Raw genomic sequence first — 15,756 nt, forward strand, 5'->3', positions numbered from 1 at the left:
AAACTTATCTTTTTAATCAAAGGGCTCTTGTAACATCTTTTTATCACCCCCAATTATTCGTAACATTCTTTTTTAAAATGGGTATAATACCTAAAACCTACGACCTAAAACCTTCTTTAAATAGATTTCTCCTGAGATGATAGGATATTTTTAATTTGAACCTGCAAATATAATAATTTAGTGTTTAATTAATCGCAAAAATTTTAACTACAAAAACTCATGTTTTGGTCTATCAAAATTAAACAGTTTATCCCTAGCTTAATTTTAGCTATAGTGACAACAATACTGGTAATAGCTAGCCCTGGATTCAGCCAAACTGTACAAATAACTCCTACTAACCCACAACTTGGAGATACTTTATCAGTTGTAATTCAAAAATCTATTGGCGGAGCAACTCCTACAGTTAATATGGATGGAAAAACTTATCCATTTTTTTCAATTGGACAAAATAAGTTGAGGGCATTATTACCAACTACTCCTTTAGACCGACCAGGTACACGACAACTTCAAATTACCACTGAAGCAGGTGTGCAGAATGTAAATGTAAATCTGCAAAGTCGCTCCTTTCCCACTCAATCTATTTGGTTGCCTCCTGGCAAAGATTCTCTCAAAGGAACAGACTTAGAATTTGACAGAGTGGGAGCATTTAAAAAACTTGTCACTCCAGAGAAATTTTGGAATGGTCCATTTATTCGACCTAACCAAGGTCCTGTAAGTACAATTTATGGGGTGCGACGGTATTATAATGGAGAGTTTGCTGAGAACTATTATCATCGTGGGGTAGATTATGCAGATTATAATGGCTCTCCCGTAGTAGCTCCTGCTGCTGGTCGTGTCGCTCTAGTGGGATTAGAATCTCAGGGTTTTGAAATTCATGGTAATACTGTGGGTATCGATCATGGTCAAGGGGTAACGAGCATTTTTATCCATTTGAGTCGTATCAATGTTCAAGAAGGCGATTTTGTCAAAGCTGGCCAGTTAATCGGTGCTGTCGGATCTACGGGGGCATCTACAGGTCCTCATCTACATTGGGGACTATATGTATCTGGTCAATCGGTCGATCCTGTTCCTTGGCGATACGAAGGTATTGAATAAGACTTTTCTAATTAACACATCAAGACTCAGAAATTTTTTTCCACCGACTTACTTATATGTGATTTTTAAGTTATTCTCTGAAAAGTAAGATGATAGTTGATCTTGACTTTGATTAACTTATAATTTTAATCTGATAAATATGTAGAAACCTTATTTTAAAATAATTTTCAGTAAACTTAGAATAAAACTTATGAGTATAGAAAAAATTGTTGAACAAGCTTTACAAGATGGTTATTTAACACCTTCTATGGAAGCAGAGGTAGGATTAATTTGTAACACGGCTTCTGAATTATCAATTGAGGAATATATGGCTCTTGACCGTTTAATGGGAGCTTTATTAACAGGAGAAGTTGTTGTTTTACCTCGTAAACAATTTATTAATGTTATGGAAGAACTAGTGCTGTCTGAGGCGATCGCACGAGTGACAGAGATTGAGGCCACTAGCGACAAAACCCTTGATGTGGGCGATATTTCAGCTTATGCTTTAAATAGACTTCCTCCTTTATATGCTACTACAGAGGAGGGCGCTCAGTTTCAAAGGTCTAAAGCTAAAGATGAACTTCAAAATCTAATTTCTCAGCAGATAAATGAAGCTATTGGTCAAAATATAGATAGACAACCAATTAATCCTACACCTTTTGGTAGTTATCCTGATGTTGGTTCACAACTTAGTGAATTACTTAAATCTTATGCTCCACATTATGAACAATAATCTGATTTATAATTAAATTATCCTGACTAGATAGGTACATTAAACTTGTTTGTTCTAAGAACAAAAAAATTATATAAACAAAAAAAATTATTTATATTAGTAATTATGTATTCTAAATTATTATTTGCTAGGTAAATATGTAGTTTTTTTACATCAAAAATTGACAATTCTATATCATTATTTGTTTTGTTTATGAACAAAGTGGACTAAATTTTAGAAATACCACCTATGAAATAATTGGAGTAGAGATGTTTTCAAGCATCTTCTACTCAACAAATAAAATTAAAATAATAGCAAGGAGAATATTTTGTATATCAGTACATAGTATCTTAGAAAATGAAAATACAGTCAAAATACTAAATATTCAATAATTCAATCTTTAGGTATTTATTATTAATTACTATTTTTTGAAGTATTACTAGGAGAAGTAGGTATATTTCCTTCTTCTAAGCTACGACGTTTATCTCTTTTTTTTCTCGCTGCCATCAGAGAATCTTCCATAGCATTACGAGCTTGAATTATTCTCTCTAAATTGCTACGATACATTTCGATATCTTTTAATGATTTTTCTTCTGGCAAGTTTAAAGCCTGGGAAATTTTCTTGAGAGCTTCTGTACGCTGCGGTTGTTCCTTAACTAACTCTGTATCTGCTATTTCTAGTAAAGTGAATAAACCTATAGCAAATAAGCGATTATACTTAAATTTATAACCATCTGAAATAGCTCTTAAATTATCTTGCAAATGTTGAGCATCATCTCTATCTGCTGATAAGCAAATCCACGATATCATATCCTGTCCAGACATTTGGCTCGCTAAATCTTCTAATCCTTTAGCATCTGCACGGTATTTATCTGAGTCCTCTTCTTGTGCTTGAATCAGAGCATTAAAAATAGAAATTTTGTCCTGTTCAGGAGAGTATCCCTCCATAAAACGGTCAAAAGCTGTAACTATACCCAAAGCATAAAATGGATTATAGCTATAATCAGCATTGACGGAAATCAGGTGCATTTCCACTAACAGCTCTTCAACAACTCGATTGTATATGGAGTTAATTGGACGGGTGTGAGAATTATAAAAAGCTTTCTTAGTATCTGAGACAGTACGAATATTATTCACCTAGTGTTCTAATTCTATAATCCCATCCCTGTCAGATGTTGATTTCCTACTAGGCCAGCTTGAAAGCACATAGTACTGGAAAAGCAGGGTGGGTTTGACTTTATGAAATACCTACAGTAATAACTAAAATTTGACATATTCTCCGGCGGTCAGGCGCGGAGATTCTCCTGAAACCGCGATTCTTGGTTTGCTGACGCAAGGCTACGCCAACAATGAGTCCACTTAAATCAGATACCTTGCGATACCTAATCCAGAGATAGTTCTCTCCCCAAGCGTTTGCTCTATTTCAAGACCCTGTGGACTTATGCCCTACGGTACAGTTCAAACCTTAAAAAACTTTGGTTATTTGGTACTTGTTGCTTAGAGCTTTTCCATGTACAAGCATTACTGTACAAAACTCCATAACTCTAGTTTTCAAGGTTAAATCAGCTACTGATTTAAGTAGCTAGGCTTTTAGAGTGGTTAGATACCTTTCCACTTTTTATAGAATAACACAAATTCGCCCTGAAAGTAGGAGGCTTTAAACCAAATTTTTCGGTAAAAAATAAAATTAAAATAGTTAACTTAGTTATTACTGGTTTAATTGATCGTGACTGTATGGCACAGTTGAATATTCTATCAATTTAAAGGCCAAGTACGAATTATTTTAATCTTCTCGAAAACTACTACACAAATATTAGGCCAACTACCTTGTCTTTCCTATTAGTCCTATTAGTAATTGTGGTGACACAACCTGGTATAAACAAGGTAATTGTTTTCCATCACAAATTTGGTTGTAGCATATTGTGTATATATAGACTATATATATTTTATAACTTTGCTACAGTCAATGCTTTAAAAGTTGTCGCTTCCAACCTTTAAATTATGATCATTTAGTTAAAAATAGCACAAGTAAGGATTAAACATAAAACTATAATTAATTTTCTTTGATTTTAAAGTTGAAAATAGCCTTCAGCCTTCAAGATTACGGAATACTCTAAAACAATTGCAACTTAGAGTATATTTTACCAAGCCTCCATAGCAATTTCAGTAGATAGTTTTTACTTACTGTTCATTTTATGTTTCACAAAATGCTAACCACTACATAGCTAGAAGCTATTTAAATTAATACTTGAGGTAATCTGTATAATTATTTTAATCAAAATCAAAAATCAATATGAACTTTTCTCCAGAGTTAATATCTTTAGCTAGATATCTTGCTGGCGAATTTGATAATTCTACCCAGGCGATCGCAGATCCCGCATGGTATGTTCAGCTTCGACTATGGCACAGACCTGTCCCTATTACTCTGTTTCCAGAACCTAGGATTGCTTTATTTGCTGAGCAAGCAAATATTCTCAAATTAAACCAACCATATCGGCCTAGAATTATGCAACTTCGACAATTATCAGATAGTCCCACATCCTCAGATAGTTCCACATTCTCAGATAGTTCCACATCCTCAGATAGTCCTACATCCTTACAAATTCAGTACTATTTACCAAAAGATGTGCCTTCTATTCTCGGGTCGGGGAAAAACCCAGACATTCTTAAACAGCTTAAACCTCGCCAACTGGAGTTTTTAACTGGTTGTACTCTAGAAGTGATCAATCACAACCATGGCCAAGATCATGAATATTTTCAAGCTATTCTACCTCCTGATGCAGTTTGTGGCTTTACCTATCAAAGTCAATATTACCAAGTTGAACTAGGTTTTGAAGTTAACGCTCAAGAGTTTCTTAGTTATGACAAAGGTATAGATCCGCAAACAGGTAAAGGTACCTGGGGGGCTTTATTGGGGCCATATAAATTTATGAAAAGTCGTAGCTTTAGTTCAGAACTGATGTTATAAGTAGTGCAGTAATATTCTAATTTCTCAAAAAAGGCCACCAGTTTTTAATGATTGGCAGCCATTCAGATTATTAAGCTTAACTCTGAGTTCAACTTAAATATATATTTAACCAAATAACAAATTCATACCCACTGAATTTGCATTAATTGCAAGTAAGGTAGACCATAAGGCAAAAATAATACATTCTAAATAAGTGCAATTAAAATTCTGATTGGGGATTTTGAACTGATGCCAAGCTAGAACAAATTAATATCTGCATTTAGTCATCAACAAATAGTCAGTTTCTACAAAAACTATGATAACTTTTACTGACACCAATTCTAGAAGATTCAGTGGATTTACCATAAAACTTTTTGTTAAACAAAGTTGTCAGCCTTTAATCCAAGGAAAATTCACCAATAGTTCTACATAATAATGGTAAATAGGATTGAAAAACCCAATGTACCCTTACTAAAATAATGACAATTTATGATGACTAATTGACAATCATCTTGTCAGCTATATACTTTTACTGTATTGTGACTGGTCTTGGTAATCCCATTTCAATCGAATTTTAATTTATTAAAGAAGTACTCTGCTGGACAGTTTGTTTAGATATAAAGTTGATTAAGTTCTGCTTAAACTCAACACTGTTTAAGCTCTATTCCCTTCACGGACATCACGATAATCAAGAGCTTCTTGTTCTGTTTCAAAAATCTCAAACACAGAATCCATCATAGTTACTTCAAATACCAGTTTGGCTTCTGGATGAACACTACAAATTCGGAAACTACCCTTAACTTTGTCAGCATCTCGCATGCCTGCTACCAAAGATGTAAGTCCAGAACTATCAATAAAGTTAACCTGACCTAAATTGACCACTACATGACGACTTAGTTTGGAGATACATTCCTGCAACTTGAGGCGAAACTGCCAAGCTGTTGTGATATCCAAGCGTCCAGTTGGTGCTAGGACGATTACTGTTGTGCCGTCCTGAGTTGTGTGGGTTTTTTGCTCAATATGAATCACTGACCCTTCCCTCGGGATGATATTAGTTATGGTGGTTGCCCATCTGACTGTAGTTTAACTCAGAGTAATTAATGATTTGGTTTCCAGTTAGCCCAATCTTGAGGTTTTAAGAATACTTCATATAGTTTAGCTTCTGGTGTATTGGGTTCTGGACTGTAGCCATATTCCCAACGGACTAAAGGTGGTAAAGACATCAAGATTGACTCTGTACGGCCATTGGTTTGCAAACCAAAAATTGTACCTCTGTCATACACTAAATTAAATTCAACATAACGGCCACGTCGGTATAGCTGAAAGTTGCGTTCCCGATCACCATATTCCATGGGTTGCCGTCGCTCTACTATTGTTTTATATGCTGGTAAGAATGATCTACCACAATTTTGTACGAATGTAAATAAAGATTCCCAGCTACGAGATTCAGGCACTCCTAACTGCTGACTATAGATTGCTGCTGGTCCTTGACTATCTGGCCCTTTGTATAATTCTCCTTGACCATCTTGATAATCAAAGAAGATACCTCCTACACCTCGCATTTCTTGACGATGCTTTAAGTAAAAATACTCGTCACACCATCTTTTAAATACAGGATAATACTCTTTATGGCTTTTGTCACAGGCTGCTTTAATAGTTTGATGAAAGTGATGTGCGTCTTCAGCATAAGGATAGTAAGGTGTTAAATCTATACCTCCACCAAACCACCATACAGGTCCTGCTTCAAAATAGCGATAATTAAGATGCACTGTTGGCACATAAGGATTTTTAGGGTGCAGCACCATTGAAGTCCCTGTAGCATAAAAACCATGACCTTCGGCTTCTGGTCTTTGTGCTAGTATACTTGGTGGTAGTTTTTCTCCCCAGACTTCTGAAAAATTAACTCCTCCCTGTTCAAAAACCGCACCGTCTCTAATTACACGAGATCTTCCTCCACCACCACCTGGACGTTCCCAACGGTCTTCTTTGAATTTGCCTATTCCATCTAGTTGCTCCAGTCCTTGACAAATTTCATCTTGTATATCCTGCATAAATTTACTGACTCGACCTTGGGTACTACCCAGTGATAGAGATAGAGGTGTTGTTTTTTGAGTTTCAGTGGAAGCTGTCATAGGTACAATATGTGTTTCAAATTGGCTAAAAATTATATGTATCTTTCCAGACTTTTCATCCTACCATGCTATCGATCGTCTAGTAAAATTTTCCTGTTTTTTCCAGTTTTTTTTGAGTAAATCAACCTATCTTGTCATCAGAAGATGTCAAATACTCAACTATAATTCTTAATTATTTAATTACTCTTGCCTATTGATTTACATCTAAACTATATGATTATGATACGGCAGACGATAAATTATTGATGGCTTAAAAAAGATTTTGTAGCTAGTTATTATTGATTCTTTTACTAATTACTAAATTTAATTTTTTATCTCATTGGCAATCATTTCTCTAGACGACCTAAATTACATTAATTCTTAGGTTAAGATTCATTACTTTTATTAAAATATCAAATTAATAATTAATTTAATTATTAGTAATTAAGTGAAGAAAATATTTAACATTATCTTGCAAATAGCAGATATAATTTAAGAAAAATTTAATTTTTGAAGGATATTATATGTCAACCATACCTGATACTCAATCTATTTTAGATGTTTTACGGCCAGTGCAAGACCCAGAACTGCAAAAGAGTTTGGTAGAACTAAATATGATTCGCAATATTAAAGTTATAGATGGACAAGTTAAGTTCACCTTAGTATTGACAACTCCAGCTTGTCCATTACGAGAATTTATTGTAGAAGACTGTCAAAAGGCTGTTAAGAAACTTCCTGGAGTGGAGGAAGTGATAGTAGATGTTACAGCAGAGACTCCTCAGCAGAAAACTATACCCGATCGCCAAGGTATTGATGGAGTGAAAAATATTATTGCTGTTTCTAGTGGTAAAGGTGGAGTGGGTAAAAGCACAGTAGCAGTGAATGTAGCTGTGGCATTAGCTCAAATGGGCGCTAAAGTGGGTTTGATTGATGCTGATATTTATGGCCCTAACGACCCAACGATGTTAGGTCTAGCAGATGCTAAAGTTATGGTACAAGCAGGACAGTCTGGAGAAGTCCTGGAACCAGCTTTTAATCATGGAGTAAAGTTGGTTTCTATGGCTTTTTTAATTGATAAAGATCAACCTGTAATTTGGCGTGGTCCAATGTTGAATGGAATTATCCGACAATTTTTGTACCAAGTGCAATGGGGTGATTTAGATTATTTATTGGTAGACTTGCCTCCTGGTACTGGGGATGCTCAATTAACATTAGCTCAAGCTGTCCCTATGTCTGGAGTGGTAATTGTGACAACACCTCAAACAGTGGCATTATTAGACTCTCGCAAAGGTCTAAAAATGTTTCAGCAGTTGGGGGTTTCTGTATTAGGAATAGTTGAAAATATGAGTTATTTTGTCCCTCCAGATATGCCAGAGAAAAAGTATGACATTTTTGGTTCTGGTGGTGGTAAAAGAACAGCAGAGGAACTAGGTGTACCACTACTTGGAGGTGTTCCTTTGGAAATGCCTGTTAGAGAAGGTGGAGATGCTGGAGTACCTATTGTAGTTGGCGCTCCCAACTCTAGTTCTGCTCAAGAACTCAAAGCGATCGCTCAAAAAATTGCTGGTAGAGTTTCTGTTGTAGCTTTGGCATAAAATAAGATTTATAGATGCCAAAAATATTACAATGGAAAAGCCTTCATTTTCCTAAAATTAAGAAAATTTTTGATAGGAGTAGAAAACAATGATTTTACCTGGTGTAGCAGTTAAAGTTAAAAATATTAGTGATACTTATTATGGATTTCAAGGACAAGTTCAACGAGTAAGTGACGGTAAAGCTGCTGTATTATTTGAAGGTGGAAATTGGGATAAGTTAGTAACATTTAGGCTCTCAGAATTAGAGTTAGTAGATGCAACGGCAGGTCGCAAGAAAAAATAATTTAGCTAGTAAATACTAGATTTTTTTCATTACTGAACAATTCAGGTTTAAAGTCTTTTATTTGCAAGAATAAATCAAGAGCAAAACAAATTATATAACTTGAAGGAGAGGTAATTATTAATTGTAGAAAAACATCAAGAATGGTATGATATTTTGGATGAAATCTTAATTATTTACCACCTACAACCTTCTTCAATACTTTGGGATAAGTTAGTAACATTTAGACTCTCATAATTAGAGTTACAGCACTTTTCATATTGATGAATTACATCGCCACAATCAAAATCCTGTAGGGAAGTTCCATGGAATGTCACTACAGTGACCGAAATGAAAACCGCTGTAGTAGATGCAACGGCAGGTGGCAAGAAAAAATAATTGGCGTTGCTTAAATGTAATGATAATTAGACATCTACTCCACCCATAGGCAGTAGGCAGCTTTGCTGTAGGTAGTAGGGAACCCACCCGCGGGCCCCGACCGTGGAGGGTAAAGAATTGATAATTTCTTTGGGATATAGATATTGATTTTTGATTCTTGGAGATGTCTATTAGCTGAAGGTAAAATTGAAAAACTGATGTTTTGCGCCCAAAGTTAATCTCAAAATCATTACCACTCAGCAACGCCAAATAATTTAGTTAGTAAATACTAAGTTGTTTTTCATTACTGAATAATTCAGGTTTAAAGTCTTTTATTTCCTGTGGAAATCAAGAAAAAAATCCTGTTTTCCAATTCTATAAATTTTAAGGAGAGGTAATTATTAATTGTAGAAAAACATCAAGAATGGTATGAGTTTTTGGGTGAAATATTAATCATCTACCACCTAAAACCTACAAGTTACCACCTACAACCTACCACCTTCTTATATACTTATGCGTCTTCCTTTACCCCAATTTGCTAATACAAATCGTCAGAACAATTACATAGCTGAAGTAATAGAAACAGCAACAACAGAATTTTTGGCTCAATGTTTAGAACCAGATGAGCTAGATTTTCCGATGATGCCTGCTTTTGGTACTTGGGTAAAATCGGAGGATGAACAATCAGGAAATCAGATTTATGGAGTGGTTTATTATGCAACTACCTTGCCTATTGATTCAGTACATAGAGCAAGAGCTTTAGGGATATCTTTAGCTCAGTTACGGGAACAACAACCACAAATTTTTGCTATGTTGAAGACAGAATTTAGGGTAGCAATAGTAGGTTTTAAGTCTCAAGAAGAATTAAATGGTTCTACAGCAGAAAATGGCAGAATTTACCAATATCTTCCACCCCGTCCACCTCAAATTCATCAAGCAGTTTATTTATGTGAATCAGAAGAAATAATTAGATTTAGTGAAAAGTTAGATTTTTTGCGGACTTTATTACAGTTAGTTAATGCTCCTGTTGATGCTTTAGTAGCTGCTACTATTAGAGAAATTTATCAACTGAGAAAAGCCGACCGTAATTGGTTAGTTCAGGCAGGTAGAAATATGAGTGTTTTATTGAGAGATGATTATGACCGCTTAAAAATAATATTAGGGCAAATACATCCTTAAAATCTGGTTTATCCAGTAAATAATTAAGGGGCTGGATTATTGGCAATACAAGGTTTTTTTCAGCAATTAAAAATTAACAATTCCCTGTTATTAAAAGGGAGAGGATTAACACAATTGGAAGAAAATATTTTTTCCCTATGATTGGAGGCTTGAAAAATGAATAATTAATAATTATTAATTATTATAGCAGTTATATTTAGGGGAATTCTAACTTAATTAAAGGCGAGGTTAAATAAGGGTTTGAGCTAAGTTTACGAATTAAATTTATAACTCAAAAATGATGATTAAATAAAAAGTATTTTACATATTTTTGTTTCTACTGTATCTAGTATTAGCAATTATAATAGTTCCTATGATTGTTCCCTTAAAGGAGGAATTTCAACTCAATTTTGATGAAGGACTTCAATTAATGAGGGCTTCACTTTATATGCAAGGCTACTCACCGCAGACAGAAATTTGGAGCGATCAGCCTTTCTTTTTCCCAGCCCTGCTTTCATTATGGTTTAGTATAGTTGGAAAATCTGTTTTTTCAGCACGCCTTTTGACTGTAACTTTTTCAGCATTACTAATATGGTTTTTCTTTGAAACTATTCGTATTTCTTTAGGAATTTTCCCCGCTCTTATTGGAGCAATATCATTGGCTGCTTCATCAGGGTTTATCAGATTTAGTAGTGCTGTTATGATCGGAATTCCTTCATTATCTTTAGCGGTAATTTCTATCTACTTTTTATTTATTTACAAAAAGAGTAAACAAAAATATTTATTGATTATTTCCGGTGTTCTTTTTGCATTGTCTTTAAAAATTAAATTTTTTACAGTTTTTTTAATCCCAATTATTTTACTTGTTCTATTTGATGTCAATAAAATTAATTTTGAATCAAATCAGAAGCCAAGAAGTAAATTGATGTACCCTTTACTACTTTGGATAATAAGTTTAGTTGTTATTTTCTTGATTGTTTCATTATTATTTAATGAGTTAAGCTATCAACAGCTTTTTGGTACTCATTTTGGAGAAGAAATTCAAGCTGCATTTACCATGAAAAATGGTTTTGAAAAGCTAAGTAAAGTCATCATCAATAAAGATTACTATCTATTTTCTTTAGCTATTTTCGGTATATTAGTAGTTTTTGTGAGGCATAGATGGGAAGGTATATTTCCAGTTGCATGGCTAGGAACAGGAACATTGCTTATTTTAAATCATAGACCAGTATGGCCACATCATTATTGTCTCATTGCTATTCCTATGGCTTGGTTGGCCGCTTATGCATCTGTTCCATTCTTTGACCTTTTTCAGCAACGAGAATTTAGATTAGGAAATTATTTTTGGGCAAGTATTTCATTGATTTTAATGATATTTGCATTATTAACATTAAAACCTAAAGTTTCAAAAGATATTCCTAGTCTTCAAAAAAACTATGAACCACAATTTGCAGTTATAAATCGTCTAATAGAGCATAAAAATTCAACAAAATGGCTATTTACAGATGTTCCAATTTATGGTTTTTATGCAGATTTACTTGTTCCTCCGGAAATTGCGGTGTTCTCTACTAAGCGCATAAAGACAGGCCAACTGACTCAAGATGAAGTATATGAATTACTTGTAAAATATCGCCCTGAACAAATTTTAATCGGTAGATTTAAGGGTTTTATATATACATCTAGTGATGTTGACTCATATATAAACAAATTCTATTCAAAAAGCAATGATATTTCTGCTGTCGATCACTATATTTTAAAGTCTTTAAAATAACCTATTTTTTGGACATTGCTGAATGGTAATGATTTTTAAATTAAGTATCAATGCAAAACATAAGTTTTTCAATTTTACCTTCAGTTGCTTACCATTACATTTCAGCAACGCCCTTTTTTGAAGGTTGTATGATCTTGGTCAATCAACAAATTTGCCAAGCAACCATTAAGTTTTTTCAGATTGGTATATTAGTAGTATTAGTAAGAATTTATATGATAAGCTAGAAAAGTTGTCTAAAATCGCACATCTGGGTAGTCGGGTGTTCTACAGATTAAGAATCTATGAGAATGCACCTGGATGGAGGATTAAACCCGAATAGGAGATTATAATTATGCCAGTTGTTAGTTTGGCTCAATTGTTAGAGTCAGGAGTCCACTTTGGGCATCAGACCCGTCGCTGGAATCCAAGAATGTCCCAGTATATTTTTACAGAGCGTAACGGCGTTCATATTATTGACCTTGTTCAAACAGCTCAATTAATGGAAGAAGCTTACGACTATATTAGAACTGCCTCTGAACAAGGAAAAAAATTCTTATTTGTTGGTACGAAGCGTCAAGCTGCTGGTATTATCGCTCAAGAGGCCAGTAGATGTGGAGCTTATTATATTAACCAACGTTGGTTAGGTGGGATGCTCACTAACTGGACTACTATTAAAACTCGGGTAGAAAGACTCAAAGACCTAGAGCGTCGTGAAGCAAATGGGGCACTAGATTTACTCCCGAAAAAAGAAGCTTCGGTTCTCCGTCGTGAAATGGCTAAATTACAAAAATATCTGGGGGGCATTAAAAATATGCGTCGCTTGCCAGATGGAGTTGTCATGGTAGACCAGCGACGAGAGTATAATGCTGTTCAAGAATGTCAGAAGTTGGATATTCCTATAGTTTCTTTGTTGGATACGAATTGTGACCCGACTCAAGTTGATATTCCAATTCCAGCTAATGATGATGCTATCCGCTCAATCAAACTTATAGTGGGTAAGTTGGCTGATGCTATCTATGAAGGTCGTCATGGTCAACTAGAAACTCTGGATCAAGAAGATTATGATAGCTATGAAGAATATGAAGAAGATTATGATTATGATGGAGCGGAAGAAGAATTTAATGTAAGTGATGATCAGGAAGAGTCATCAGCAGAAAATAATGAAGAAGAATAAAAAATTCTAGGTAAGCATTCAGCCGTCAGTTATTAGCTATCAGCTATTAATTTTGAGTATGCGTAAAAGCAACCTTTAAAATTGAAAAATAATAAAAAGTTACTGCCATGAGTCCCTGGACAAAACCTTAGAAGTAATGAATAATTACTAATTGCTGATAGCTGACTGCTGATAGCTGAATGCTTATAATTCTAGTAATATTGTTGAGTAGTAGAGGTGGGGTTTTTAGGGATAATAGACAGTGTAAATTATTTCTAAAAAGCCTACTTTAAATTAAGGCACTAAAGTAGGATTAATTCCTAAATATTAAAATTGTAGTCAAGTTAAATTGAGGAATAAAAAATATGGTGGAAATATCTGCAAAGTTAGTTCAAGAATTGCGTAAAGCAACAGGCGCAGGCATGATGGACTGCAAAAAAGCTCTCGCGCAAAATAATGGCGATATTACTAAAGCTACAGAATGGCTAAGACAAAAAGGTATTGCTTCTGCAGGAAAACTTGAGGGTAAAGTAGCAGCAGAAGGACTGGTTGAAAGTTATATTCATACAGGTAGCAGAATTGGCGTTTTAGTAGAAGTAAATTGTCAGACAGATTTTGTTGCCCGGAATGAAGCATTCAAACATTTAGTGAAAAGTATTGCTATGCAAATAGCAGCTTGTCCACAGGTAGAATATATTTCAGTTGATGAGATTCCTACGGAATTTGTGGAGAGTGAAAAATCTATAGAAATGGGTAGAGAAGACCTTAGTAAAAAGCCGGAAAATATTAGGGAAAAAATAGTTCAGGGAAGAATAGAAAAGCGAGTCAAAGAATTATCATTAATGGATCAACCTTATATTAAAGACCAAAATATCACAGTGGCAGAGTTGGTTAAGGAAACTAGCGCTCAGTTAGGTGAAAAAGTACAAGTACGTCGTTTTACACGATTTGTTTTGGGAGAGGGTATTGAGAAAAAAGAGGATAATTTTGCTGAAGAAGTAGCAGCACAAATGGCAAAGGAATAATTGATAAATAATCATGATTAAAAATTAGAAATAGCAGAGATAATCTGTTTATTTTTAATTTTTAATTGTTGATAGATAGAAAATAATTCACTATGGTGGGAGCAGCAAGGCAAGTAGAGGAAAAATTGAAAGAAATAGAAGTAGCGATCGCTGAAATTGCCAAAGAATTTTATGGTACTTATGAAGGTTATTTCAAAGTATTAGGTCAAGGGATACGCCAACAATTAATTTTTGCTAGTTATCATATATGTACTCAAGGATATCCAGAAGCTTTTCTTAATTTATCATTTTCTCAGCGACAAAAAATGCAGTCAGAGTTGCGAGAAATAGCAAAACTTCCAGTTAGAGAATTAGAAGAATTATTAGAACAAATTCCAGAAGAGCAGCAAAATTCAGATGAGACTTCAGCACCAGAATTAATGATGAGTATTTTGAGTGAAGGAGATGGAGAGCAGCAAGAAGTAATACCCCCATTAAAAGACCAAAAGACAAATATAGAGTTTGATTCTGCTGTATTATTTCCAACTCAAACATCCGATCTTGAAGAGCAAAAAATGGCAGATCGGATAGAGGAAAATTTGAATAAAATTGAAACAGAAGAAATAGAAAATTCTCCAGAAAGTATTATTGATAAATTAGAGAATTTAGATACATTAATATCTTGGCAAGAGAATATAGAAAAGCAAATACCTGAAATCCTCAAAAAGGTTTCTGACCTGGCAAACTCCATCCTGCAAAATGCAGAAATACTGCCAAATAAAATACCGAAAAAAGTTTTAGAAGCTGCGACAAAAATGGAATCAGGTGATACTCCTTTGGGTGGAAAACCTAATTTATTAAATTTATTAATTGAAGCAGAAGAACCAGAAGAGGGAAAAAAACCTAGAGTTACTAAAGTTATGGCAGTAAATCTTAGGTTATCTGAAATAGAATTTACTGATATTAATGTTAGTGCCTGGCGTAATAAAATTCGTAACCTTTTAGGAAGACTTAATCAACTGCAACGAGAATATCGTAAAAAACAACGCGAACGAGCTGTAATAGAAGCTGAGTCAGCATGGCGTTCTAGTTGGTATGAAGAATAATTGGTGTTGCTGAAGCACGTGTATGATATTCATCTTCATTACTTAGGAGTCAGGAGTCAGGAGTCGGGAGTCAGGAGTCGGGAGGGAAGAAAAAAGAAGTAAAAAGGAGTAGAAGAACGAAAGTTTTTTGGTCGCTTCAGTGGAAAGGAGTTCTATAAAGAATTTTTTTTTCCTTGATTTAATTAAGCTTTAAACCGTATTACTTAGGAGTCAGGAGTCAGGACGGAAGAAAGAAGAAGTAAAGAGGAGTAGAAGGACGAAGGTTTTTTGGTCGCTTCAGTGGAATGAAGTTCTATAAAGAACTTTTTTATCCTTGATTTCATTAAGCTTTAAACCTTAGTTATTCGATAAAATTTGTGGTAAATATAGTAGTCGCTATTACTGTATTTGATATATCAAAAGCTTAAAATTCAGACAATGCAATATTTTTCTTTTCTAGATAACTAATCGCCTAGATAAGTAATTTCTGCTATACATTAAGATTATATGGGCTAAAAATTTTCACACTA

13 protein-coding genes are annotated in these 15,756 nt (G+C 34.4%); 10 read left to right on the forward strand and 3 right to left on the reverse strand.

Translation table 11 applies throughout. The features are described 5' to 3' along the window. The first annotated feature begins 219 nt into the window (after nt 1-219). Complete coding sequence (locus F6K18_RS03040; protein WP_287518527.1) at nt 220-1,095, forward strand: M23 family metallopeptidase; 876 nt, start codon at nt 220-222, stop codon at nt 1,093-1,095. A gap of 190 nt (nt 1,096-1,285) precedes the next feature. Then, nucleotides 1,286-1,807, forward strand: coding sequence for a late competence development ComFB family protein (locus tag F6K18_RS03045; protein WP_287518528.1), 522 nt, complete (start codon nt 1,286-1,288; stop codon nt 1,805-1,807). A gap of 393 nt (nt 1,808-2,200) precedes the next feature. On the opposite strand, the gene psb29 is transcribed toward F6K18_RS03045, so the two are convergent. Further along, complete coding sequence (psb29, locus tag F6K18_RS03050) at nt 2,201-2,923, reverse strand: photosystem II biogenesis protein Psp29 (RefSeq protein WP_287518530.1); 723 nt, start codon at nt 2,921-2,923, stop codon at nt 2,201-2,203. A gap of 1,156 nt (nt 2,924-4,079) precedes the next feature. Between psb29 and F6K18_RS03055 the strand changes: the two genes are divergently transcribed. Continuing rightward, entirely contained in the window at nt 4,080-4,754 is a 675-nt protein-coding gene (locus tag F6K18_RS03055) for a chromophore lyase CpcT/CpeT (RefSeq protein WP_287518533.1), read from the forward strand. A 633-nt stretch (nt 4,755-5,387) separates the two neighbouring features. Here the strand turns inward: F6K18_RS03055 and F6K18_RS03060 are convergent. Beyond that, on the reverse strand, nt 5,388-5,762 hold the full coding sequence (locus F6K18_RS03060; RefSeq protein ID WP_124145730.1) for an STAS domain-containing protein: 375 nt from the start codon (nt 5,760-5,762) through the stop codon (nt 5,388-5,390). A gap of 68 nt (nt 5,763-5,830) precedes the next feature. Then, nucleotides 5,831-6,865: an oxygen-dependent coproporphyrinogen oxidase gene (gene hemF, locus F6K18_RS03065; protein ID WP_287518537.1), complete on the reverse strand. Its 1,035-nt coding sequence runs from the start codon at nt 6,863-6,865 to the stop codon at nt 5,831-5,833. A 503-nt stretch (nt 6,866-7,368) separates the two neighbouring features. On the opposite strand from hemF, the gene F6K18_RS03070 reads away from it, so the two are divergent. The 7 genes from F6K18_RS03070 to F6K18_RS03100 all read left to right on the forward strand — a co-directional run bounded on the left by F6K18_RS03070 (nt 7,369) and on the right by F6K18_RS03100 (nt 15,247). After that, nucleotides 7,369-8,439, forward strand: a complete 1,071-nt coding sequence (locus tag F6K18_RS03070; protein WP_287518540.1) for an Mrp/NBP35 family ATP-binding protein — start codon at nt 7,369-7,371, stop codon at nt 8,437-8,439. 88 nt (nt 8,440-8,527) lie between these two features. Next, a complete protein-coding gene (locus F6K18_RS03075; RefSeq protein ID WP_124145727.1) occupies nt 8,528-8,722 on the forward strand; it encodes an NAD(P)H dehydrogenase subunit NdhS in 195 nt (64 codons plus the stop codon). 867 nt (nt 8,723-9,589) lie between these two features. Further along, entirely contained in the window at nt 9,590-10,255 is a 666-nt protein-coding gene (locus F6K18_RS03080) for an HAS-barrel domain-containing protein (protein ID WP_287518542.1), read from the forward strand. Between the two features lie 352 nt (nt 10,256-10,607). Then, a complete protein-coding gene (locus tag F6K18_RS03085; protein WP_287518545.1) occupies nt 10,608-12,005 on the forward strand; it encodes a glycosyltransferase family 39 protein in 1,398 nt (465 codons plus the stop codon). A gap of 331 nt (nt 12,006-12,336) precedes the next feature. Continuing rightward, nucleotides 12,337-13,158 carry a 30S ribosomal protein S2 gene (gene rpsB / locus F6K18_RS03090; protein ID WP_124145725.1) on the forward strand — a complete coding sequence of 274 codons (822 nt, stop codon included), beginning with the start codon at nt 12,337-12,339 and terminating at the stop codon, nt 13,156-13,158. Nucleotides 13,159-13,502: 344 nt separating this feature from the next. Next, on the forward strand, nt 13,503-14,162 hold the full coding sequence (tsf, locus tag F6K18_RS03095) for a translation elongation factor Ts (RefSeq protein WP_287518547.1): 660 nt from the start codon (nt 13,503-13,505) through the stop codon (nt 14,160-14,162). 92 nt (nt 14,163-14,254) lie between these two features. Then, complete coding sequence (locus F6K18_RS03100; protein WP_287518549.1) at nt 14,255-15,247, forward strand: hypothetical protein; 993 nt, start codon at nt 14,255-14,257, stop codon at nt 15,245-15,247. The last annotated feature ends 509 nt before the right edge of the window (nt 15,248-15,756 follow it).

Origin of the sequence: Okeania sp. SIO2C2, assembly GCF_010692625.1 — a bacterium.
In the GTDB taxonomy this organism is placed as follows: domain Bacteria; phylum Cyanobacteriota; class Cyanobacteriia; order Cyanobacteriales; family Microcoleaceae; genus Okeania; species Okeania hirsuta.